Here is a 22,794-nt window from a genome sequence, read left to right as displayed (position 1 = left end):
CTTTTTGCGGGTTAGACCAGTTCCATATCGTTCAAAAGTTGACCGGTTGTGGTGTTGAACACGGTCAGGCTGCCATCCGAACCGAAATCAAACACAACATCATTGCCCTTGTTCGTCGCATATTCAGCAAGGAATGCGGCGTTGGTTGCGGCGCCTGAAAAGTTGTCGAACTGGATCAGGTCGATGTTGTTTTCAAAGTCCATGACAAGGTCATCGCCCTCACCGCGGTCAAAGTGGAACGTATCGGCATCGGCACCGCCAAACAGCCGGTCCGTGCCCGCGCCACCATCGAAATAGTCGCTGCCTGCGCCACCATCGAGCTTGTCATCGCCGCTGCGGCCATACAGCTTGTCATCGCCACCGAAGCCGAACAGCGCATTGCGACCGTCGGACCCGATCAACGTATCACCGCCGCCGTTCGTGCCACCTGCATGTTCGATATTGGTGAACGTGTCGTTGGATGCGGCATTGAATGTGCCGCCGCCCGTCGTGGTTTCGAACTTCAGATCAAGCCGCACGAAGCTGTTAAAGCTGTAGTAGGACAGATAGTCCTGACCTTCGCCGCCGTCATAATTGTTCTGGCCGCCCCCGGCGCGGATGGAATCGTTACCAGCACCCGTTTCAATGTCATCGTCACCGCCGCCATCGTAAACACGCTCGCGACCTGATCCGCCAAACAGCGCATCGTCACCATCCCCAAGGTAGATCGCCGATCCATCTGTCAGGATACCGTCTTCACCGAAATACACATCGTCGCCAGCCCCTAGAACGATGTCACCGCTGATGATCCCGTGGTTATTCACCAAAGTTTCACCTGAGACTGACTCGACCAGACCATCGTCGATTGACGCGTCACCATTGCCGGCAGTGTCGGTGATTGCCAGCTTGCGTCCGGACACCTCATTAAGATCGGCCAGAATTGTCCCGTAATTGTTGATCGTTGTAACGGTCCCGTCCAGCATGCCGTCATAGATAGAAACAGCCGCTGAAAGTCCGTTCATTAACTGGTCGCCACCACCCTGCACGACGGCACCTTCAACAATGTGTAGCGAGTCTTCCGCTCCTAACATGGCGATCCCGGTGTCCCCGGCGACGATTGATCCGGACACCCTCACGACGCCGATGCCGTCATAGGTAAAGACCTCAAGCCCATTAAGTCCGGCGAAAATCTGACCATCTACGATGACGTTTGTATCACCTAACTGGTTTTCCGCCCGCACCCCGTTGCTATTGCTGATAAGTGTGCCACCCATCTGAACTGCATTCTGGCTATCTGTTGCAGCGTCGCTGAATGACACAATCGTGCCGTTCACATCCCCGTCGCCTGCGTAAACCATGCTGGAACCCACCATAACGATATCACCGTCGATAAGGCCGGAATTCAGAACCTCTGTCGTGGCAGATCCGATGTTGAGATAACCCAGAATGGTGCCCGCGTTACTGATGTAGGTCTCAACCGCCGTGCTCGAGATCGCGCCGCTGTTAAACCCGTCAATTGTGCCGGTGTTCACGATATGAAATTCGGCCCCATTGAGATTCTGGATTGTCTGCAAACTGCCTGCGATGTCAGGCTGAACGCTGGATATCAGGCCAGTGTTATGAATTTCACGGATGTCATTCCCGCCGGCTGCAGCCAAAAATCGTATCGCTCCGAGTTGGCCATCCGACAAGCTACTCAGTGTGCCATTATTCACGACCGAGATTTCACCGCCCCCAGACATCACGGCATTGCCGCCAGCCACAATTGATCCATCGTTTACGATTTTGTTATTCGTGCCTTCCTTTAAAAGAATCCCGAAATCGTTGGCTTGAACGGTCCCCGTGCCCCCCACATGGATGTTGATGTCAAACACGTTCGTCGCCGTTTGAAACAAGTCGATCCCGATCAAGCCGAACAGACCGCCATTTACGGTGATCGCAACATTGCTCGGCATAGGGGTGCCTGCGGCAGTTTCCAACGCATTTGTCTGGGACGTGATATTGGCTCCGCCGAGCACGTATATGATATCGCCGTTTTCAACCGTTACCGGAGTGGATTGGCTTGTGGTGATATAATCAATTGGCATCTTGGGACCTCGTGAATGCAAACGTGATAGAAAGTTGGTGTCGTATTTTGGTCAGGGCATGAAAGCGGTTGCCCTCGGATGACTTTCGGCCTGCAAGCGCGCGCAATGCGGAGTATCCGCGCTTATGGGAATTTGAGCAGGCGAAAAATGAGCCCCTCCCGTTTGGTCGGTGCGAAATGAAATAATTGTTAACGAATAGACAGCGCTGCACGGCGCAAGTCAACGCTGGCGGACAGGTGTCATGGATTGGAAGTGGCGGTCCGTAGAGGATTCGAACCTCTGGCCTCTGCCTTCGGAGGGCAGCGCTCTATCCAGCTGAGCTAACGGACCGGCTTGTGGCAGGCTATACCGCCCGCCTGCCCGCCTCGCAACATCAATGTCGCGGCTTCAGGCAAACAGATCGTGGCAAAGTTCCAGCGCGTCGACCAGCACATCCACCTCATCGATGGTGTTATACATCCCGAATGACGCGCGGCAGGTCGCGTTCACGCCCATATGCTCCATCAATGGCATGGCGCAGTGGGTGCCTGCCCGAACCGCGACGCCTTTTTTATCCAGCACGGTCGAGATGTCATGCGCATGGGCAGCACCGTCGATCTGGAACGAGAAGATCGCGCCCTTGTTCGCCGCATTGCCCTGCACTGTGACCCAGTTCAGCCCGTGCAGCTTTTCCTCGGCGTAGTCCTTGATCGTAGCCTCATGGGCGGCAATCGCATCCATGCCCACATTCATCATATAGTTCAGCGACACGCCCAGCCCGATGGTTTGCACAATGCCCGGTGTACCCGCTTCGAACTTCATCGGCGCGCTGTTGTAGGTTACCGTATCGCGGCCAACCTCGCGGATCATGTCACCGCCACCAAGAAAGGGGCGCATCTCGGCCATCCGGTCAGGCGCCACATAGATCGCGCCCGACCCGCTTGGCCCGTACAGCTTGTGGCCCGTGATCGCGAAGAAGTCACAACCCAGATCCTGCACATCCACCGGCATGTGCACGGCAGATTGCGAACCGTCGACCAGTACCGGCACACCCTTGTCGCGGGCCGCCTTGGTGATGGTCTTGATGTCGACAACCGTGCCAAGCACATTGGACATATGGGTGATGGCAATCAGCTTAGTCTTTGGTGTGATCGCATCGATCACGGCCTGCGGGTCCAGATCGCCGTTGGCATTCACATCGACCCATTTGATCACCACACCCTGCCGTTCGCGCAGGAAATGCCACGGCACGATGTTGGCGTGATGCTCCATGATCGACAGGATAATCTCGTCACCTGCTTCCATGCGTGGCGCGGCCCAGCCATAGGCCACCATGTTGATGCCTTCGGTGGTGCCGGAATTGAGGATGATATCATCCTCGGACGGGGCATTCAGAAACCGTGCAATGGTGCCGCGCACGCTTTCGTATTTGTCGGTGGCCAGATTGGACAGATAATGCAGCCCGCGGTGGACGTTGGAATACTCCTGCGCATAAGCCTGCGTCACAGCGTCGATCATCACCTGCGGCTTTTGCGCTGATGCCCCGTTATCAAGATAGACCAACGGCTTGCCATTGACCTCGCGGCTCAGGATCGGGAAATCGCCACGGATTTTTGCTACATCATACATCTCAGACCCCTCCGGCCACGGCCACGCCGCCGATTAGCACCACAATCACAGCCAGTCCAAAGCCAAGCCCGATGATCGACACGACCAGCAAACCTGCGGCTTTGGCAAGACTGTTGTAGCTATGTAGGACGCTCATAAAGTGAAGCAAAATATAGACTTGCAGCACGAAGCTGAAAATCGCGAAAAGCCCCGCAATGGGTGGCATGACAAGGCCGATCAGCACCTGTGCCACCACAAGGATCAGCACAACGCATTGAAACCACGCCATGAGCGCAAGTGTCGCGCCAAAGCTGCCATCGCCGCCCAGCGACCGGCCCGCGCTGTAAAACACAAACACCATCAGAACTGTCATGGCGCCCAACACAACGGCATCCAGAAACGGCGCGCCGCCCATGCCTGTGACCTGCGCGGACGATCCGGGCAGAAGGCGCTCAAGATGCAGCAACAGCACGATGCCAATCGTTGCCACGCCCAGCACCGACCAGCCCACATCATGGGGCGCGCGCTGCGCCTTGATCCGTGCGGCCATCGTCGCCGGTTCGCGCACCGTATCGGCAAAAAGCTGCATCACCGTGCCCAGATTAAACGACATTTGCTTGCTCCGCCGTGTAAAGGCTGATGGCCCAGATGATCGTAAAGGCCGCAACCCAGATGATCCCGACCAAGGTCAACGCCGGACCGGGACCGACAAAACCAGCCGTCAGACCCCACAGCAACAGCGCAGGCGTCGTTGCCAGAAACGACCAGAACAGCGCCATGCGTGACGAATACCATGTGCCTTTGCCGCCAAAGATTTTGGCAACGACATGGCTTAAGGCCGCAATCAGATACATGACCAACGGCATGATGATCAGCCACGCGTAGAACGAATGGATCAGCTCGCGTTGCAGGTCGGGCGGCGTGGCACCCGGTGCCAGCTCAAACCCGGCCGCGGCCCGCACAAGGCGCGGCCACTGCGCGATCACGACCAGCACGCAAGCCACCAGCAGATAGGCAATCGCGCGGTCTTCGCGCGGGCCATCTGCCAGTATCTTGCGCATCACCTGCCCCGGCGCGCGCCAGGACCGTGCCATGTCGTTTACAACTGCCATCAGCCGTGACGGCCCAGCCAGCTTTCCAGACGACCCAGAAGGTCCTCTGCCAAGGCTTCGTCCTCGACCTCTTCCAGCGCTTCTGCCAGAAATGCCAGCGTCAACAGGTTGGTCGCCTGCTTTTCTGGCACACCGCGGGACCGCAGGTAGAACAAGGCAGTCTCGTCAATCGCGCCAGATGTGGACCCGTGCGAACAGGCCACATCATCGGCATAGATCTCAAGCTCTGGCTTGGCGAGGAACTGACTATCGTCATCCAGCAAAAGCGACTGGCTGATCTGGTAGCCATCGGTTTTCTGTGCGCCCGCTTTCACCAGAATCTTGCCTTGGAACACACCTGTTGCGCCGTTGCGCAGCACTTTCTTGAACACCTGACGGCTTTCGCCGTTCAGCGCGTCATGCGTCACAAACACGGTGTCATCGTGGTGAAAATCCTTGCCGTCGCCGACACAGGCACCAGCCACATGGGCCACCGCATCGTCGCCAGTGATTTCGATGATGCATTCGTTGCGTGTCAGCACACCGTTGAATGTAAGCGTGAATGACTTGAAGGTCGATTCCCGTGCAATCCTTGCAAAACAATGTGTTACAGCGCGACGTTCATGGTCCCGACCCTGCGCACGCACGTGGTGAAAGGTGCCTGTGTCTGCCACATCAACTTCAAGAACCTTGGACAGTCGCGCCGCACCCGGACCGGTCTCCAGCAGCGTCACTTCGGCCCCCTCATCGACCTTCACAAGGTTGTGGATGATCGCGTCAGAGGCAGGATCATTGTGCAGATAGACAATGTTCACAGGCTTTGCGGCCTTTCCCGTCGCGTGGATGACCACACCGTCGCTGGCATAGGCTGTGTTCATCGCCGCCAATGGCCGCGCCACAGGGGTCTGACCACGGGTTTCAAGAACGCCGTAAAGGTCTTTGGCCCAATGGATATCCTTGGCCATCACGTCAGCCAGACGCTCTACGGTCAAGCCAGCAACCTCAAGATCATCGGACTGGTCGGGGTCAAAAACACCGTCCACAAAGACCACGCGCACGCGGTCTACATCCGCGAATAGTGGGCCTTCGTCGTTGTGAAACACCGCCGCTTGCGGGGCGTCGCCCTGCGTCAACGACGCCGGATCGGTGTAGCGCCAGTATTCGTCACGCTTAGTCGGCAGGCCCATCGCCTGCACGCGTGCCATGGCATCACGGCGGATATCCGTGGCCCACGCCGCACCTTCGGGCATGGACATTGACGCCAGCCGCGCTTCGACAACTTCGGGGTTTTGTTTCGGGGCTGCCATTAGGCCACCTCTGCCAGAATATCGGCGTAGCCGTTGTTTTCGACTTCAAGCGCCAGTTCCGGCCCGCCCGATTTGATAATTTTGCCATCGGCCATGATGTGCACGACATCAGGTTTGATGTGGTCCAGCAGGCGCTGGTAGTGTGTGATCACAAGGAACGACCGTCCCTCGGACCGCAGCGCGTTCACGCCTTCGGACACCAGTTTCATCGCGTCCACGTCAAGACCGGAGTCTGTCTCGTCCAGCACGCACATCTTTGGGGTCAACATCGCCATTTGCAAAATCTCGTTGCGCTTTTTCTCACCGCCGGAAAAGCCCACGTTGACCGGGCGCTTCAGCATCTCTGCGTCGATCTTGAGGTCTTTGGCCTTGGCGCGGATTTCCTTGAGGAAGTCTGCCGCCGACAGCTCATCTTCGCCACGCTGCTTGCGCTGTGCATTCACGGCTGTGCGCAGGAACGTCATGTTGCCCACACCGGGGATTTCGACTGGATACTGGAACGCCAGAAACAGGCCCGCCGCCGCGCGCTCTTCGGGTTCCATGTCCAACAGGTCTTCGCCTTCCAGTTCGGCTGCGCCCCCTGTCACTTCGTACCCGTCCTTGCCGGACAGCACGTACGACAGCGTAGACTTGCCAGAGCCGTTTGGCCCCATGATCGCATGCACTTCACCTGCGCCAATGCTTAGGTCCACGCCCTTGAGGATCTGCTTGTCCTCTTCTTCGAGTTTCACAGCGAGGTTCTTGATCTCAAGCATATCGTCTCCTTTAGGCCGCTTGGGCCATGCCAATAGATTTAGCCGCGACAGGACGAACCTGCGCGGCGTGTGGTGTCATCAGGCCAGTGGCCCGTGTGTTCAGATGGTGTAGGTTTGACCGCGCAGATACAGCGACATCGGTGCGGTATTGCTTTGCACGTGGCTGACGTAATCCGGCGAATAGTAGGCCGCGAATTCGGCGGGAAACATCCAGACCAGATTGTGCATCGCGACGGCCATAAACGCGGCCCCTGCGATGTGGGCAATCATGTGCGGCATTGTTTTCTGGTTGATCATCGCACCCACGATAAATGCCACGATCCCCGCTATCGCCAATTCGACCATCAAAGTCGTGTCGTTCGTTTCGGGCATTTCCAACACGGTGTAGCGCGCAAGCCGCGCCGCCATCAGGCCAAGCGTGCCCACAACAAGCGCCATCAGCAGCGCAATCGCCGAAGGTTTGCTGGAGGCTTTGGCAATCATGTCCTTGGATAGCCGTTTGGGAATTTTCATCCCCGTTTCGGCATCCACGTAATGCGTATTGCGCGGATTGTTGATCCGCTTGATACGCTGATTGAAGCTTTCCATCTGGGCGTTTGAATGCATGGTCCGTCACACCAATCCGATTGGTCCTGTCGTCAACCTTTAGGTGTAGACTGCGGCGCAAATCGGGCCGCTGCGTGACAGCAGTTGGGTGATTTTGGTTCAGAAAAGGCATTACGAACGCCCCCGCCACATAATGACAGCCTGCGCCAGAACGGAGCCTGTAAAGCCCGAGATCAGCGCCACAATCGGCACCTCGTAGCCTTCGAACGGCGGAAGAAGTGCTGCGATCAGGATCGACAGACCGGCGCAGAACACGCCCGTCAGCACGGCAATCGTCAATCGTCAATGAAATGCCGAACAACCGCATCAGCGTTTCCAAATCGAATGTTTCGCATTCGCCTTCTCGCGCATTTCGTCCAAAATCCGTTCAGCCTCGTCCTGAGCGGCCTCTGAGTGTTTCGCCGCTTCCTGCCGTTTCCAACGGCTGACAAGCGTTGTGACCGCCATCCCGATCACGGCGAGGGTCGCTAGAAATGCGACCGTCGCAACGCCGTCGCCCAGTGTGGAAAGGCCCATGTAGATCGGGATCAGCAGAACCGGAGACAGCACGATCACGACAAGCAGAAGCACGCGGTCACCCCACTTGCCAAAGCTGGTGCCGCCACGTCGGCCAGTCAGTCGTCTGGGTCGCAGTCTCACCCCACGGACCCTTCCAGCGAAATCGCCACAAGCGCCTGTGCTTCCATCGCAAATTCCATCGGCAGCACTTGCAGCACTTCCTTGGCGAACCCGTTCACGATCAGGGCCACGGCCTCTTCCTCGTCCATGCCACGGCTGCGGCAATAGAACATCTGATCATCGTCGATCTTGGATGTCGTCGCCTCATGCTCAACACGAGACGAGTTATTCTTCACCTCGATGTAAGGCACCGTATGCGCGCCGCACTTGTCGCCAATCAAAAGCGAGTCGCACTGCGTATAGTTCCGGCTGTCCTTGGCTCTGGGGTGCATCGACACCAGACCGCGATACGTGTTCTGCGCCACGCCCGCTGAAATGCCTTTGGACACAATCCGCGACTTAGTGTTCTTACCCAAGTGCACCATCTTTGTGCCTGTGTCGGCTTGCTGATGGTTGTTGGCGATGGCGATCGAATAGAACTCACCTTGGCTGTCGTCGCCGCGCAAAATGCAGCTTGGATACTTCCACGTCACAGCAGAGCCGGTTTCGACCTGCGTCCACATCACCTTGGACCGCGCGCCACGACAGTCCGCGCGCTTTGTCACGAAGTTGTAGATGCCGCCGTTGCCATCCTCATCGCCGGGATACCAGTTCTGCACGGTGGAATACTTGACCTCTGCATCTTCTTCGATGATGATCTCGACCACAGCCGCGTGCAGCTGCGCCACGTCGCGCTTGGGCGCTGTGCAACCCTCAAGATAGGACACGTATGAGCCCTTGTCGGCAATGATCAGTGTCCGCTCAAACTGGCCTGTGTTTTCCGCGTTGATCCGGAAATACGTGGACAGCTCCATCGGGCAGCGCACACCAGGCGGCACGTAAACAAACGATCCGTCCGAGAAGACAGCCGAGTTCAGCGTCGCATAAAAGTTGTCCGACGGTGGCACCACGCTGCCCAGATACTTCTTTACCAACTCCGGGTGATCGCGGATCGCCTCCGAGATCGAGCAAAAGATCACGCCAGCCTTTTTCAGCTCGGCCTGAAAGGTTGTGCCAACAGACACACTATCAAACACCGCATCCACGGCCACCTTGCGGCCCTCGGCAGGCATGTCTTCCGCGCCTTCAACGCCAGCCAGAATGGCCTGCTCTTTCAAAGGAATACCCAGCTTGGCATAGGTCGCCAGCAGCTTTGGGTCCACCTCGTCCAACGACTTGGGCTTCACTTCCATGCTTTTCGGGCGGGCGTAGTAATAGAGGTCCTGAAAGTCGATATCCGCGACCTTCAACATCGCCCAGTTGGGCACCTCCATGTTCTCCCACCGCTGGAACGCCGACAAACGCCACTCGGTCATCCACTCGGGCTCGTCGTTCTTGCCGGAAATCAGCTTCACGATATCGGGGTTCACGCCTTTGGGCGCGTATTCCATCTCGATCTCGGTTTCCCAGCCGTACTTGTAATTGCCCGACAGCGCAGAGACGGCCTCAACCGTTTCCTGATCCACACCTTCTTTGACATCCATCTGGTCCAAAGCAGTCATCCTCTCGGTCCTCTTTTCCGCCAGCTTCACGCGGCGCTTGATCTTTTCGCGTATTTTGCGGCCCACGCATCGGCAAACCGCAGCACGTCGTCTTCTGTTGTCTGGGTGCCAAGCGACACCCGCAGCGCACAGCGCGCCAATGCATCGTCGTAGCCCAAGGCGGCCAACACGCGGCTGGCTTTGACCTTACCGCTCGAACAGGCGGATCCTGCCGAAACGGCAAAGCCTGCCAGGTCCATCGCCATCACTTGCGTTTCGCCTTTCCAGCCCGGTGCGATAAAGCACGATGTGTTGGGCAGGCGGTCATTTCCTTGTCCTACAAAAATAGTGCGGTATTGGGCACTCTCAATGGCCTTTTCTAGAATATTTCTAAGGTGCGCAACCCGGTCCCAGACACCATTGGCCAAATCCGTCTGCGCCGCCTCTGCCGCTGCCCCGAAACCTGCGATCCCGATGATGTTTTCGGTGCCGGACCGACGGCCCATTTCCTGCCCGCCACCCTTGATATGGGCTGCAACATTTGTCCCCGCCGGAAAAATCAGCGCGCCCACACCTTTTGGACCGCCGAACTTATGGGCCGACAAAAACGCCATGCCCACACCCGACCAGTCAAAGGCAAACGGCACACGGCCAAAGCCTTGCGTGATATCGGTCACCGCCACGCCTGTGACGTCCTGCACGATCCCGGTCTCGGAATTGGCCAGCTGCAAGACACTTTGCGCCGGATCAGCCATGACAACCCGCCCGCCCTCAACAGGCAAATCCTGCGCGACCCACGCCGCAACCGCCTCATGCTCTAACCCCGACGCATGCAACCCACGCCCCGCCAACGCCAGCGCCGCAGCCTCTGTGGCACCCGACGTAAACACCACATCTGCACCCACAGCCCCTACAGCCGCCGCAATCTGCGCCCGCGCCGTCTCGACCACACCCTTCGCGGTCCGCCCTTCTGCGTGCACAGACGACGGATTTCCCACAACATCCATCGCCGCCAGCATCGCGTCACGCGCTTCAGCCCGCAGCGGAGTCGTCGCGTTATGATCCAGATACACCCGCGTCATGCGGAATAGACCTTCTTTTGGACAAAAATACTTCGGGGGAGTCCGCAGGACGGGGGCAGCGCCCCCCAAACCAAAAATAGCGTGCGGCGTAGCCGCTCCGTTAGGTCAAACATCCTCGTCAACCACTTCAAAAAGTGCGGGAACAGCCGGACACGGAGCAAGCCCGTTGCCGACAACATCCGACAACCGCGCCTGATGCAAGAAAACGTAGACATGGGCGCTCAGCCCCTCCCACAACCGGTTGGTCAGCGATTGCGCACGACTACCGGATGCCGCGCCAGAGGCACCTGCCCCCTTGTGCATTGCCGATACCGTCTCATCCACCGCCGCCAGAATATCGACCACGCGGATATCGGCGGCGGGGGCGGCCAACCGGTATCCACCGCCCGGCCCACGCACGCTTTCCACAAGTCCCGCACGGCGCAGCTTTACAAACAACTGCTCCAGATACGGTAACGAGATATCCTGCCGCTTTGATATTTCGGTCAGGTTCACAAGATGGCCCGCCGGTTGCAGCGCCAGATCGGCAAGCGCAACCATCGCGTACCGGCCTTTCGTGCTTAACTTCATGCGCGCGCCCTCCGGCACTTGGGGTTAATTTCATTGACCTTTCGCGCTGCCAAAGATAGATCACCGCGACGCGACTTGCGCAAAGCCTGCTGCCAAGTTTAGAATCTTTCTAAGGTGCCTGAGTGTTTCTGTCAACAAACAGCAACACGCGCCGCACCTGACAACCAAGACGGACCTTTTTCATGCCCGAAGTCATCTTTCCCGGACCAGAAGGTCGCCTCGAAGGCCGCTATCATCCGCAAAAAGACCGCGATGCCCCGATTGCGATCGTGCTGCACCCGCATCCGCAGTTTGGCGGGACCATGAACAACCGTGTGGTTTATAACCTGCACTACGCTTTCTATCAGATGGGCTTTACCGTGCTGCGCTTCAACTTCCGTGGCGTAGGCCGGAGCCAAGGCGAATACGATCAGGGCGTGGGCGAATTGTCCGATGCGGCATCGGCGCTCGACTACCTGCAATCCATGAACAACAACGCCAAACACTGCTGGGTCGCCGGCTTCAGCTTTGGCGCGTGGATCGGGATGCAGCTTTTGATGCGCCGCCCCGAGATCACAGGCTTTATCTCGGTCTCGCCGCCCGCCAATATGTATGACTTCAGCTTCCTTGCGCCCTGCCCGTCGTCCGGCCTGATCATCAACGGCTCCACCGACCGCGTGGCCCCGCCACAGGACACGGTGAACCTTGTGAATAAGCTGCACGAGCAAAAGGGCATCACCATCACCCACGATGAAATGGACGGCGCGGGTCATTTCTTCGAAGATCCTTACATGGACCCGATGATCGACACGGTAAAAACCTACGTCCGTCGCCGCCTGACCGAAAACACAAGGTAGACCGCAATGGCTTATGTTGATGACGTCGCTGACGAACTGGCCGATCTTGCCATGGCCGAGGCGGAGGCGTCGGGTGATGACAAGATCATCGACCGGATCGGTGAAATTCTGGGCGCGTCGTCGCAGTCCCTGCACGAAGGCTACCTGACTGGCGTGCGCGTCCGCAGGGCCGAACGCCGCGCCCGTGCCGTGCTGGCCGAGCACGCCCAAAAGCGCAATCAGGCCGCTGCAGAAGCGGCCAATTCGACCGGTTAACCCGCAATGATCCGCGCGGCCCAGGCTGACTATTTGCTGATCCCGCTGCTGGACGGACAGCTTGGCGTGGCGCAGGTGATCGACATCGTCGGCGACACGCCGTTTTGCGCGCTCACCAACCGACGTGTCGCATCACCGGGTCCACAGTCGCCTTTGCAAAAACGTGACATCATCGCCTTCACGCGGATCGAACCGTCTGCCATTGCCGCCGGCCTGTGGCCCTTGGCAGGCTATGACCAACTACCGCTTGATCTGCCGCAGGCGGACGCCGACACGCCCGTCCACGATCCGGCCGTGATCGAGGCGTTTATGTCAGCGTGGCACGGTCTTTACCCATGGGACGGCTTTGGCGATCTGTTCGACCAGATCAAGCGCCCCGATATCGACGGGCCAGACCTCGACAGGCCCGCCCCTGCCACCTAAGTTGGGCCCATGACAACCCACCCACATCAGGGTCGCATCGACGCCCAACTGGCCTTCCTGATCGAAGCCGACAAACTGAAATCCGTCATGCGTGGCACCAGCCTGCACGACAATTCGCGGCGTGAATACACCGGCGAACACAGCTGGCACATCGCGCTTTACGCCATGGTGATGGCCGAGCATGCGAACCGTCCGGTGAATGTAGATCGCGTGATCAAGATGCTGCTGATCCATGATCTGGTGGAAATTGATGCAGGCGACGTGCCAATCCACAGCGCTGCCGCCCGCGACGCAGCCACGCAAGAGGCTGAGGAGCAAGCCGCCGCAACCCGCATTTTTGGCCTTTTGCCGCCGGATCAGGCCAGCAGCTTTCGCGCGCTTTGGGATGAATTCGAAGCCGCTGAAACAGATGATGCGGTTTTCGCAAAATCGCTGGACCGTGTGCAACCGGTGGTCAGCAATTTGGAAGCGGGCGGCGCAAGCTGGATTGACTACAATGTCACGCTTGATCAGTTGGAAAGCCGCGTCGGCGCCAAGGTGAAACGCGGCGCGCCTGCGATCTGGGACGCATTGCACACCCGGATTTCCGCTTGGTTTGCCACGCGATGAAATCACCCAGCAAGTTAAGCACCGCAACAAAAGCCGAAATCTTACGTCTGCTTGAAGGTGATCCCGATCCCGCCAAACTCAACGCAGCACTGCGCTATCTGGCAAAATGGCGGTCACGGCTGTTGGAAAACACGCTGGTGGCCCAATCGGGCACCCGCGTAATGTCCGGCCCGTTTGAAGGCATGGCCTATGACACCCCCGCATCCGAAGGCACGCGCATCGCCCGCCTGCTTGGATGCTATGAAAAGTCGCTCGCGCCGGTGATCGAAGATATTATCGCCACTGCCCCACCACTGATTATCGATGTGGGCTGCGCAGAGGGCTTTTATGCGGTGGGCTTTGCGACCCGCTTGCCCGACACCATCATCTGGGCCCGCGACAGCAATGATGCCGCCATCGAAAAATGTCAGACACTGGCAGAAACCAACGGCGTCGCAGAGCGTGTGAAGACTGGCGGAAAGCTGACCCACGCCGATTTTGACATCTGTCGCGCCCAGCCAACAACGATCATTTGCGATATCGAAGGCGCGGAAGAGGCGCTTCTAGACCCTGATCGCGCCAAAGGCCTGCGCCGCGCCGATATTCTGGTCGAAGTGCATGACGGCATGATCCCCGGCCTCAGCGACACGCTGACAGAGCGCTTTGAGGACACGCACACGATCACGCGGCTGGAGCGCGCGTTTTCATCCGATAGCCTGCCGGACTGGATGGACGGTTTCTCGGATATGGACCGTCTGCTGGCCTTGTGGGAATGGCGTGCCGGTCCGACCCCGTGGCTTTGGATGCAGGCCATGCGGCGCTGAATGATCCAGACTTTGCGCATATGGGCGAATGGTTACCCGCTGCGGGCCGCACTTCTGGCGGTTTTGCTGGTCGAGGTGCTGTTTGTCGGCCCCTACCTGATTTTCGAAGGCGGTGATGCGACCGGTGGCACGGGGCGCATCGGATACCGCCTGCCGATTGAGGTGCTGGTCTTTGAATGGGCCTTTGTCGTCTTGGCGCTGACCGTTGTCTGGGCGTTCGGCTGGGCCGTGCACAGCGGGATCGCATCAACACCCGATCCGGACGGTCGGCGCGCGTTTCGCTGGGTCGCAGCCTATCCGCTGATCATACTGATGATGGCCATGCTGGCGCTGGTGGCAGGCTTCACCCCGCAAGACTATCTGCGCCCGTTTCTGGCGATTGTGGCGCTCAACATCGGTGTTGCACTCTTTGAAGAGACGATCTTTCGCGGCATCCTGATGCACGGTCTGCGATCCCGCTTTGGTCCGTTTGCGGCACTTCTGTTGTCGTCGGTCATCTTTGGCATCTTCCATTTCAGCAATGTTCTGGCCGGACAGGATTTTGCCTTCACCGTCTTTCAGGTGCTGAACGCGTTTGCCTTGGGGCTTGTGTTTGGCGCGGTCTACTTACAGACCAATTCGCTCTGGCCGCCGATCATCCTGCACTTTTTGTGGAACGCCGCTGGCATGACCTCCCAGATGCTGGCCGAGCTTACGCTGGGTGAGGCAATCGTGCAGGCAACAACCACCGATATCTCTGGCCTGTGGATCTATCCCACGGCGATCACGCTGATCGGCCTTCTGACCTACAACCGGTGGCAACGCCGCGTCGGGCCTGTCGATTGACCCCGATTACCCCTATACAAAGCCCGCCAACAGGCATAGGCGACCCCTTTGAAATGACCGATACGTCAAGTCCGTGAAAGCCGCTATGATCCAGACCCTCGCCGATGCCCTTGCCAAACAAGGCTATGACACCCTCACCCCCGTGCAAGAGGCGGTCACCGACCCCGACCTTGAGGGGCAGGATTTGCTGGTCTCTGCCCAGACGGGATCGGGCAAGACGGTTGGTTTCGGTCTGGCGATTGGCCCGACAATCCTGGCCGAAGACGGCACATTTGGCCCCGCTGGCCGCCCTGTTGCATTGGTCATCGCGCCCACGCGCGAACTGGCCTTGCAGGTGAAACGCGAGCTTCAGTGGCTTTATGCAGGTGCTGGCGTCGTCATGGCCTCCACCGTGGGTGGTATGGACATGCGCGATGAACGTCGCGCGCTTGATCGCGGCGCGCATATCGTCGTCGCCACGCCGGGCCGCCTGAAGGATCATATCATGCGCGGGTCGCTTGATATGTCCGATATGAAAGCCATTGTGCTGGACGAAGCCGACGAGATGCTTGATCTGGGTTTCCGCGAGGACCTTGAGTTTATCCTCGGCGAAGCACCCGAGACGCGCCGCACGCTCATGTTCTCGGCCACTGTGCCGCCTATGATCGCCAAACTGGCGAAATCCTACCAAAAAGACGCCGTGCGCGTGGCGACCGCCAGCAAAGAAGGCCAGCACGCAGACATCGAATACCGCGCCCTGACCGTGGCCCAGCACGACGCCGACAACGCGATCATCAACGTCTTGCGTTACTACGAGGCGCCCAATGCCATCGTCTTCGCCAACACCCGCGCGATGGTCACGCGCCTGACGACGCGCCTGTCGAACCGTGGGTTCAGCGTTGTGGCGCTGTCCGGCGAGCTGTCGCAAACCGAACGCTCCCACGCGCTGCAAGCGATGCGCGACGGGCGTGCACGGGTCTGTGTGGCGACCGACGTGGCCGCGCGCGGCATCGACCTGCCCAATCTAGAGCTTGTGATCCACGCCGAACTGCCCACGAACGCCGAAACCCTGCTGCACCGCTCTGGCCGTACGGGTCGCGCGGGTCGCAAGGGCATTTCGACGATGATCGTGCCGCCCAAAATGCGCCGCCGCGCAGAAAACCTGCTCAAGTGGGGCAAGCTTAGCGCCACATGGGCATCGCCCCCCACCGCAGACGAGGTGCAGGCGAGGGACGAAGAACGTCTGCTGACCGACAGCATCTGGTCCGAAGATTTCACCGAAAGCGAACAGGGTTTCGCGACCCGCCTGTTGGAATTACACGCGCCCGAGAAGATCGCCGCCGCCTATCTGCGCCTGTTCCAAGGCAAGAACTCCGCGCCCGAAGACCTCACTTTCGTCGATCCCAACGCCGCTGCCCCCGCTTACGAAAAGCGCGAGCGCAAGGAGCGTGCACCCTTTGGCCCGTCCAAGTGGTTCAGCGTGGACATCGGGCGTGAAGGCAAGGCCGAAGCACGTTGGTTGCTGCCAATGATCTGTAAGGCCGGTGGCATCACCAAGAAAGAAATTGGCGCGATCCGCATCCAGCCGAATGAAACCTTTGTGGAAATTTCCGAGGCCGCCGTGCCGAACTTCCTCAAGGAAGTTGGCCCCGACATGAGCCTTGAGAACCAGGCGCAACTGACAGCCCTTGATGGACCGCCGCAAATTTCGGAGCGTGGCGCACGCCCGTCCAAGCGCAGCTACGACGACAAGCCACGTGGCGACAAGAAACCCTACGACAAGAAACCGCGCGGCGACAAACCCCGCTATGACAAGCCGCGCGACAACTCTGCACCACCACCGTCACGGCAGGAAAACGTGGCGCCCATCGCAGGTGCCGCCGATGACACTGCACCCCGCAAGTCACGTCATACCAAGACGAATTTCGCCAAGCCAGAGCGCCGCGATTACGATGGCGCTGTCACAGCGAAATCCGGCAAGCCACCCTACAAAGGTGGCCGCGACGACAAGCCAAGCGGCGGAAAGCCCGGCTACAAAGGCAAATCGGACGGCTATAAGGGCAAGTCAGAGGGCTACAAAGGCAAGCCGCGCAGTGAGGGTGCTCCGGCAAAGCCCAAGGCAAAAGCGTCTGACACGTCCAAACGGTTTGTTCCCCCGGGTGGCAAGGCTAAACCGCGCCACAAGGCGGGCGGAAAGCCCGGCGGCAAAGGTGCAGGATCGGGCCCACCACGCCGATCCGGCCCCAAGAGCCGCTAAAACTGGTTAAAATTGCCTTAATACTGCCATAATTGGGCCACTTCGGTGGCCCATTTGCGTGTTTACGCTAGGTCAGGTCGCGTAAGACGACCCGCGACAGTACCGGCGGACACTCCGCCATGACAGGCAACCAAAGGAGCGATCCAATGGCATCGCAACATCCACCAAAGCCCGCAAAACCACCCGTAACACCGCCGAAATCAGCGGCACCCACGCCACCGCGAAAGCCGGTGTTCACGGACTACGCGAGCATCTGACACACCAACGACCGTGACGCCTGTCCTCCCTCAGGCGTTACAAGACCGGCCAGCGGGTGCGCTTGCGCCTTCACATCCTCCCCCTGAGGGTGCCGCCCCACTGGCCCTTTTTGCAGCCTCCCGTTACGATCACGGCATGGCAGCGCTGACGACAATCCGAAATATCGGCCCCGCATTTGAAGAACAGCTTCAGGCGGTAGGCATTATGACCGCCGAAGAGCTGCATACCGTCGGCGCGGATGCCGCGTATGCCAAGATGCTGGCCAACGGTATGAAGCCCCATTTCATCGGCTATTATGTGTTGCACATGGCGCTGCAGGGTCGCCCTTGGAACGATTGCAAAGGCGATGAAAAGAAGGCGCTGCGCAAGTCTTTTGACGCGCTCAAGGACACGAGCTTTGATGCGCAACGATCTGAAATTGAAGAGTTTCTCAACAAAATCGGCGTGGTGGATACAGTCCGCTAGCCCTGCGGAAAATACTGTGCTTTGATCGTGCTGGGCTTGCGCGTCGGTGAATACGACCACGCGCCCCACGCCCCGAAAAGCAGCAAACCGATTAGCGGAAACGATTGCGCGATCAGGATATCCGTGCTGACCCCTGCCAGCATCATCGCCACACCCAGCGATAAGGCTACAGCTATCGAAAACAGCGATGCGGCAAACATCCAGCGCCGTGGCCCCTTGGCGAACCCGCGCACAATTTCGAACCCGGGTTGCGCGGCATGCAGCCCCTTGCCCACATCCTTGCAAAGCGCCCGAAACGTCGCGTTATCCGCATTGTCCCCACCGGGACCAACATAGATCAGTTTTCGTGGCTCATCCGCCTCAAGCAAAAGCTCGCGGGTTGCGCCTGTTTTGGTGCCGATGATTGTGTATGTCGCCGCAGTCACATCACCAAAGCGCAAAGACCAGCCGTCATCACCATCCTTTCGCAGTTGGTCGCCGTCAACGACAAAAGTTGCTTCCCCGCGCAGCGCGGCTTGGGAATAGGTATAGGTGTTTGGTCCGTCATCAGTCATGACGCCACCTTAACCGCAGACAGATGCCATTCTGCAAGCCTTTGTGCGCATCAACCATTCCAAATTGTGCAGCAAGACCTACATCTATGGCATGCAAAACCCTGAAACCATTGATCGCGATCTGGAAAAGCTGGGACGCCTGTCGCAGCGGATGGACGCGCTTTTTCGCATTCCCGGCACCAGTATCACCGTCGGCCTTGATAGTATTCTTGGCCTCGTGCCGGTGGTTGGCGATGTCGCGTCGCTCACGCCTGCGGCCTATATGGTATGGCGCGCGCGGCAATTGGGGGCGCGCAACAGCACCCTGACGCGCATGGCGGTCAATTCGGGGCTGGACTTTGCGATCGGATCAATTCCGATCCTTGGCGATATTTTTGACACCTTCTATAAGGCAAACCTGCGCAACTACCGCCTGATGGAAAACGATTTGCGCGGCCAGATTGCCGAAAATGGTGCGGCCATAGAAAAACCGCCGCACCCTATCGGGCACGGCGGTTCAATTTCATAAACGCAATGGGCGTTTAGCCAACCAGCTCAAGACCGGAGAAGAAGAAAGCAATCTCTTCTGCAGCTGTCTCTGGCGCGTCGGATCCGTGGACCGAGTTCTCACCGATGGACAGCGCGAATTCCTTGCGGATTGTGCCGTCAGCGGCGTCTGCTGGGTTAGTTGCACCCATGACTTCGCGGTTCTTTGCAATCGCGTCTTCGCCTTCCAGAACCTGAACAACGATCGGCTCGGAGATCATGAACTCGCACAGTTCGTCAAAGAACGGACGCTCAGCGTGAACACCATAGAATTGCTGTGCCTGAGCCAGTGTCAGCTGGATACGCTTGGACGCGACGATGCGCAGACCGGCTTCTTCGAACTTGGCGGCGATCTTGCCTGTCAGGTTACGCTTTGTGGCGTCGGGTTTGATGATGGAAAATGTGCGTTGGATAGCCATGTTTCATGTCTTTCTTGCTGTCAGGCCCAAGGGCCAGTGGAATATCTGCGCGCGCACTAACACGGGCCATGGCCCTTGAAAAGCTGTGATTGACGCCGCTTGGCCGATCAGGCAAAGCCTGCCTTATGTTACGCATCACAGACCTCAGCTATTCCATCGAAGGGCGTTCCTTGCTGGAACACACCTCCGCCACTATTCCCACTGGCCACAAGGTTGGCCTTGTGGGCCGCAACGGCACGGGAAAAACCACGTTATTCAAGATGATACGTGGCGAACTTCCGCTGGATACCGGCAACATCGACATGCCGCGCGGCTGGAAGATCGGCGGCGTCAGCCAAGAGGTGCCGGGCAACGAGGTGTCGCTGATCAACACCGTCCTGCGCGCGGATACGGAGCGCGAAGCGCTGCTGGCCGAATCCGAGACAGCCACCGACCCAACTCGAATTGCCGATATCCAGACCCGTCTGGCCGATATTGACGCATGGTCAGCCGAAGGCCGCGCCTCTGCGATCCTCAAGGGCTTGGGCTTCACGGATGAAGAACAGCGCATGCCCTGCTCAGCTTTTTCCGGTGGCTGGCGGATGCGCGTGGCCTTGGCCGCTGTGCTGTTCTCCGAACCCGACCTGCTGCTGCTGGACGAGCCGACCAACTACCTCGATCTCGAAGGTGCGTTGTGGCTTGAGGCTTATCTGGTCAAATACCCGCACACCGTCCTGATTGTCAGCCACGACCGCGAACTGCTGAACCGCTCTGTCGGCGGCATTCTGCACCTCGAAGACAAGGGTCTGATCTATTACACCGGCACCTACGATATGTTCGCCAAACAGCGGGCCGAAAAGCGTGCGCTGATGGCCTCTGCCGCGAAAAAGCAGGATGCCAAACGCGCGCATTTGCAAGCCTTTGTGGACCGTTTCAAGGCCAAGGCTTCCAAGGCGAAACAGGCGCAATCCCGCGTGAAAATGCTGGAAAAGATGGAAACCATTCGCGCGCCCGAGGACGCGGCACGCACGGTCTTTACCTTCCCCAATCCCGAAGAACTCTCGCCCCCGATCATCGCGACCGAAGGGGCCGCAGTTGGCTACGGCAACCAGATCATCCTGCACGATCTGAACCTGCGCATTGATCAGGACGACCGGATCGCACTGCTGGGCCGTAACGGTGAGGGAAAATCAACTCTTTCCAAGATGTTATCAGGCAGACTTGAAGTCGCGCGCGGCAAGATGCAGTCATCCAACAAGCTGCGCATCGGCTTTTTCGCCCAGCACCAAGTGGACGAATTGCGCGTTGAGGAAACACCGCTGCAACACCTGCTGCGCGAACGTGCCGAGGAAGGCCAAGCCAAGCTCCGCGCCCGTCTTGCAGGTTTCGGCCTAGGCGCCGCGCAAGCCGATACCGAAGTGGGCCGCCTGTCAGGTGGTCAGAAGGCGCGTCTGTCGCTGCTGCTGGCCACTTTGCCAGCCCCGCATCTGCTGATCTTGGACGAGCCAACAAACCACCTTGACATCGAAAGCCGCGAGGCGCTGGTCGAAGCACTAACCGCCTACAACGGCGCTGTGATCCTTGTCAGCCACGACATGCACCTGCTGTCGATGGTGGCCGACCGGCTTTGGCTGGTCAAAGGCGGCAACGTGAAGCCCTACGAGGAAGACCTGCCGACCTATCGCCAGATGCTGATCACGCCCGAAAAGCCCAAGGCGAAAGACAAGCCTGCCGCGCCCAAGACGCCCAAACCGTCACGCGACGCGATCCTTGCATTGAAATCAGACGTCCGCAAATCCGAAGAGCGTGTGACAAAGATCAACGACATGCGCGACAAGCTGGCCAAAAAGCTGGCCGATCCAGCGCTCTACGAAGATGCCCGCAAAGGCGAGCTTGAGACGTGGAACAAGAAATACGCTGAGGTGATGGACGCGCTGGAACGGGCCGAAGCCTTGTGGATGCAGGCGCTTGAGAAGCTGGAAAAAGCACAAAAACCCTGATCCCAGAATTCTGGATTTTTACGCCACCCAGAATTTCCGAGAAAATTCGCATACTCTGCTAAGGTTGCATCATGACCGAAATTCCTGCGCTGATCGCAGCCTTTACCACGCTTTTCATCATCATCGACCCGCCGGGTCTGGTGCCGATCTTTATCGCGCTGACGCAAGGTATGACGCCCGCACAACGCCGCGCCATCGCCGTGCGTGCCACGATTGTGTCGGCGGTGCTGATGATCGTCTTCCTGTTTCTGGGCGAGGCTGTTCTTGGCTTTATCGGTATCTCCATGCCCGCCTTCCGCATCGCTGGCGGCATCCTTTTGTTTCTGACAGCGCTTGAGATGCTGTTTCAGAAACGACAGGCCCGTCGACAAGACAATGCCGAAGAAGGCGTAGCTGACCACGAAGACGATCCATCCGTGTTCCCCCTCGCGCTGCCGCTAATCGTTGGGCCGGGTGCGATCACCACTATCATCCTGCTCGCAGGTCAGGCCGAAGGTGCCGCGGATTTCATCGCGATCACCGCCGTGATGTTCACCGTCTTGCTGACCGTGTTCCTTGCGTTTCTCTCCGGCACCGGGATTGAGCGCGCGCTGGGAAAAACCGGCATCAATATCGTGACGCGGCTGTTGGGCATGCTTCTGGCCGCTTTGGCGATCCAATTTATTCTTGATGGCGTGTCGCAGTCTTTCGGGATCGGGTAAGACACCCTATATCATCCCCATGAATGGTGATCAGATCGCAAACGCAGCCTTTTTAGGGCTCCTCGGCGTCGCAATCGCGGGGTCCTACCTTGTGGCAAATCGCGACAGTCTTGGAAAAATGGCGCAGCAGGCCACGATCTGGGGCCTTATTTTTGTCGGTGTCATCGCGGCTATCGGGCTTTGGTCGGATGTATCGCGCGATGTGACTGGACGGCAATCGGTGGTCAACGGCACCACCATCGAGGTGCCGCGCATGGCGGACGGTCACTATTATCTCACGCTTGATGTGAACGGCGTTCCTGTAAATTTTGTGGTGGATACCGGCGCGACGCAGGTCGTTTTGACGCAAGCCGACGCGGCAAGGGTTGGTCTGGACCCGGACAATCTCGCTTATCTGGGGCAAGCCAATACCGCCAATGGTGTGACGCGCACGGCCTCAGTCTGGCTTGACGACGTGGCGCTTGGCCCCTTCACCGACAATCAAATTCGCGCGTCCGTCAACGCCGGCGAGATGAACGGATCGCTGCTTGGCATGAGCTATCTTGGCCTTTACGATGAAATACGTATCGCAGGCGACCGCCTGATCCTCACCCGATAAGGTTCAAAATCATGCGCTTCATCCTGCCGTTCGTCGCCATTCTGTTCGTTGCTGCCTGCGCAGGAACTGCCGCAACCGAGCTGCCAGAAGATTTTAACGCAGACTT

General features: G+C 58.5%; 27 protein-coding genes and 1 tRNA gene. 12 read left to right on the top strand and 16 right to left on the bottom strand.

Annotation, left to right across the window (positions count from 1 at the left end; genetic code table 11):
* Positions 1–11: 11 nt before the first annotated feature.
* From V8J84_RS09610 to V8J84_RS09550, 13 genes are all read right to left on the bottom strand, one after another.
* The gene (locus tag V8J84_RS09610) at positions 12–2,066 is read right to left on the bottom strand and encodes a calcium-binding protein (protein WP_339930456.1); all 2,055 of its coding nucleotides are present in this window, start codon (positions 2,064–2,066) and stop codon (positions 12–14) included.
* 253 nt (positions 2,067–2,319) lie between these two features.
* A tRNA-Arg gene (locus V8J84_RS09605) sits at positions 2,320–2,396 on the bottom strand.
* 57 nt (positions 2,397–2,453) lie between these two features.
* Positions 2,454–3,674 (bottom strand): cysteine desulfurase, encoded by a 1,221-nt coding sequence (locus V8J84_RS09600; RefSeq protein WP_339930454.1) that lies wholly within the window; start codon positions 3,672–3,674, stop codon positions 2,454–2,456.
* 1 nt (position 3,675) lies between these two features.
* Complete coding sequence (locus tag V8J84_RS09595) at positions 3,676–4,266, bottom strand: YIP1 family protein (RefSeq protein ID WP_339930452.1); 591 nt, start codon at positions 4,264–4,266, stop codon at positions 3,676–3,678.
* A complete protein-coding gene (locus V8J84_RS09590) occupies positions 4,256–4,747 on the bottom strand; it encodes a YIP1 family protein (RefSeq protein ID WP_339930450.1) in 492 nt (163 codons plus the stop codon). The genes V8J84_RS09595 and V8J84_RS09590 overlap by 11 nt, the downstream gene beginning before the upstream one ends.
* Before the next feature lie 17 nt (positions 4,748–4,764).
* Entirely contained in the window at positions 4,765–6,051 is a 1,287-nt protein-coding gene (locus V8J84_RS09585; RefSeq protein WP_339930448.1) for a SufB/SufD family protein, read from the bottom strand.
* Positions 6,051–6,806: a Fe-S cluster assembly ATPase SufC gene (gene sufC / locus V8J84_RS09580; RefSeq protein WP_339930445.1), complete on the bottom strand. Its 756-nt coding sequence runs from the start codon at positions 6,804–6,806 to the stop codon at positions 6,051–6,053. Before sufC ends, V8J84_RS09585 begins: the two co-directional genes overlap by 1 nt.
* Positions 6,807–6,905: 99 nt before the next feature.
* Complete coding sequence (locus V8J84_RS09575) at positions 6,906–7,412, bottom strand: hypothetical protein (RefSeq protein WP_339930443.1); 507 nt, start codon at positions 7,410–7,412, stop codon at positions 6,906–6,908.
* 111 nt (positions 7,413–7,523) lie between these two features.
* Positions 7,524–7,691, bottom strand: coding sequence for a hypothetical protein (locus tag V8J84_RS09570; protein WP_339930441.1), 168 nt, complete (start codon positions 7,689–7,691; stop codon positions 7,524–7,526).
* A gap of 27 nt (positions 7,692–7,718) precedes the next feature.
* On the bottom strand, positions 7,719–8,051 hold the full coding sequence (locus V8J84_RS09565; protein ID WP_339930439.1) for a hypothetical protein: 333 nt from the start codon (positions 8,049–8,051) through the stop codon (positions 7,719–7,721).
* Complete coding sequence (gene sufB / locus V8J84_RS09560; protein WP_339930437.1) at positions 8,048–9,571, bottom strand: Fe-S cluster assembly protein SufB; 1,524 nt, start codon at positions 9,569–9,571, stop codon at positions 8,048–8,050. The genes V8J84_RS09565 and sufB overlap by 4 nt, the downstream gene beginning before the upstream one ends.
* A 26-nt stretch (positions 9,572–9,597) precedes the next feature.
* Complete coding sequence (locus tag V8J84_RS09555) at positions 9,598–10,632, bottom strand: cysteine desulfurase family protein (protein WP_339930435.1); 1,035 nt, start codon at positions 10,630–10,632, stop codon at positions 9,598–9,600.
* Between the two features lie 105 nt (positions 10,633–10,737).
* Positions 10,738–11,202, bottom strand: a complete 465-nt coding sequence (locus tag V8J84_RS09550) for an Rrf2 family transcriptional regulator (RefSeq protein ID WP_339930433.1) — start codon at positions 11,200–11,202, stop codon at positions 10,738–10,740.
* 182 nt (positions 11,203–11,384) lie between these two features.
* On the opposite strand from V8J84_RS09550, the gene V8J84_RS09545 reads away from it, so the two are divergent.
* The 7 genes from V8J84_RS09545 to V8J84_RS09515 all read left to right on the top strand — a co-directional run bounded on the left by V8J84_RS09545 (position 11,385) and on the right by V8J84_RS09515 (position 17,189).
* Complete coding sequence (locus tag V8J84_RS09545) at positions 11,385–12,038, top strand: alpha/beta hydrolase (protein ID WP_339930431.1); 654 nt, start codon at positions 11,385–11,387, stop codon at positions 12,036–12,038.
* Between the two features lie 6 nt (positions 12,039–12,044).
* On the top strand, positions 12,045–12,293 hold the full coding sequence (locus tag V8J84_RS09540; protein ID WP_339930429.1) for a hypothetical protein: 249 nt from the start codon (positions 12,045–12,047) through the stop codon (positions 12,291–12,293).
* Positions 12,294–12,299: 6 nt separating this feature from the next.
* Positions 12,300–12,716, top strand: coding sequence for a hypothetical protein (locus V8J84_RS09535; protein ID WP_339930427.1), 417 nt, complete (start codon positions 12,300–12,302; stop codon positions 12,714–12,716).
* 9 nt (positions 12,717–12,725) lie between these two features.
* On the top strand, positions 12,726–13,325 hold the full coding sequence (locus V8J84_RS09530; protein WP_339930425.1) for an HD domain-containing protein: 600 nt from the start codon (positions 12,726–12,728) through the stop codon (positions 13,323–13,325).
* Positions 13,322–14,128 carry a class I SAM-dependent methyltransferase gene (locus V8J84_RS09525; RefSeq protein ID WP_339930423.1) on the top strand — a complete coding sequence of 269 codons (807 nt, stop codon included), beginning with the start codon at positions 13,322–13,324 and terminating at the stop codon, positions 14,126–14,128. The genes V8J84_RS09530 and V8J84_RS09525 overlap by 4 nt, the downstream gene beginning before the upstream one ends.
* Complete coding sequence (locus V8J84_RS09520) at positions 14,129–14,953, top strand: CPBP family intramembrane glutamic endopeptidase (RefSeq protein ID WP_339930421.1); 825 nt, start codon at positions 14,129–14,131, stop codon at positions 14,951–14,953.
* Positions 14,954–15,038: 85 nt separating this feature from the next.
* Positions 15,039–17,189, top strand: a complete 2,151-nt coding sequence (locus V8J84_RS09515; RefSeq protein ID WP_339930419.1) for a DEAD/DEAH box helicase — start codon at positions 15,039–15,041, stop codon at positions 17,187–17,189.
* 67 nt (positions 17,190–17,256) lie between these two features.
* Here the strand turns inward: V8J84_RS09515 and V8J84_RS09510 are convergent, their stop codons facing one another.
* Positions 17,257–17,427: a hypothetical protein gene (locus V8J84_RS09510; RefSeq protein WP_339930417.1), complete on the bottom strand. Its 171-nt coding sequence runs from the start codon at positions 17,425–17,427 to the stop codon at positions 17,257–17,259.
* Between the two features lie 155 nt (positions 17,428–17,582).
* Here V8J84_RS09510 and V8J84_RS09505 point away from each other — a divergent pair, with 155 nt between their 5' ends.
* Entirely contained in the window at positions 17,583–17,912 is a 330-nt protein-coding gene (locus tag V8J84_RS09505) for a TfoX/Sxy family protein (RefSeq protein ID WP_339930415.1), read from the top strand.
* Here the strand turns inward: V8J84_RS09505 and V8J84_RS09500 are convergent.
* Positions 17,909–18,466, bottom strand: a complete 558-nt coding sequence (locus tag V8J84_RS09500) for a hypothetical protein (RefSeq protein ID WP_339930414.1) — start codon at positions 18,464–18,466, stop codon at positions 17,909–17,911. The genes V8J84_RS09505 and V8J84_RS09500 overlap by 4 nt on opposite strands.
* 91 nt (positions 18,467–18,557) lie before the next feature.
* Between V8J84_RS09500 and V8J84_RS09495 the strand changes: the two genes are divergently transcribed.
* Positions 18,558–18,974 carry a DUF4112 domain-containing protein gene (locus tag V8J84_RS09495; RefSeq protein WP_339930412.1) on the top strand — a complete coding sequence of 139 codons (417 nt, stop codon included), beginning with the start codon at positions 18,558–18,560 and terminating at the stop codon, positions 18,972–18,974.
* A 13-nt stretch (positions 18,975–18,987) separates the two neighbouring features.
* Here the strand turns inward: V8J84_RS09495 and ndk are convergent, their stop codons facing one another.
* Positions 18,988–19,410, bottom strand: a complete 423-nt coding sequence (gene ndk, locus V8J84_RS09490; RefSeq protein WP_148055205.1) for a nucleoside-diphosphate kinase — start codon at positions 19,408–19,410, stop codon at positions 18,988–18,990.
* A 125-nt stretch (positions 19,411–19,535) separates the two neighbouring features.
* Here ndk and V8J84_RS09485 point away from each other — a divergent pair, with 125 nt between their 5' ends.
* The 3 genes from V8J84_RS09485 to V8J84_RS09475 all read left to right on the top strand — a co-directional run bounded on the left by V8J84_RS09485 (position 19,536) and on the right by V8J84_RS09475 (position 22,688).
* Positions 19,536–21,389 (top strand): ABC-F family ATP-binding cassette domain-containing protein, encoded by a 1,854-nt coding sequence (locus V8J84_RS09485; RefSeq protein WP_339930410.1) that lies wholly within the window; start codon positions 19,536–19,538, stop codon positions 21,387–21,389.
* 71 nt (positions 21,390–21,460) lie between these two features.
* A complete protein-coding gene (locus V8J84_RS09480; protein ID WP_339930408.1) occupies positions 21,461–22,090 on the top strand; it encodes a MarC family protein in 630 nt (209 codons plus the stop codon).
* A 19-nt stretch (positions 22,091–22,109) separates the two neighbouring features.
* Positions 22,110–22,688: a retropepsin-like aspartic protease family protein gene (locus tag V8J84_RS09475; RefSeq protein ID WP_339930406.1), complete on the top strand. Its 579-nt coding sequence runs from the start codon at positions 22,110–22,112 to the stop codon at positions 22,686–22,688.
* Positions 22,689–22,794 lie beyond the last annotated feature (106 nt).

The organism is Yoonia sp. 208BN28-4 (assembly GCF_037543925.1).
Taxonomy (GTDB): Bacteria; Pseudomonadota; Alphaproteobacteria; order Rhodobacterales; family Rhodobacteraceae; genus Yoonia.
Note: the sequence above shows the minus strand (reverse complement) of the source record. Positions and strands in the feature narration are given on the sequence as shown.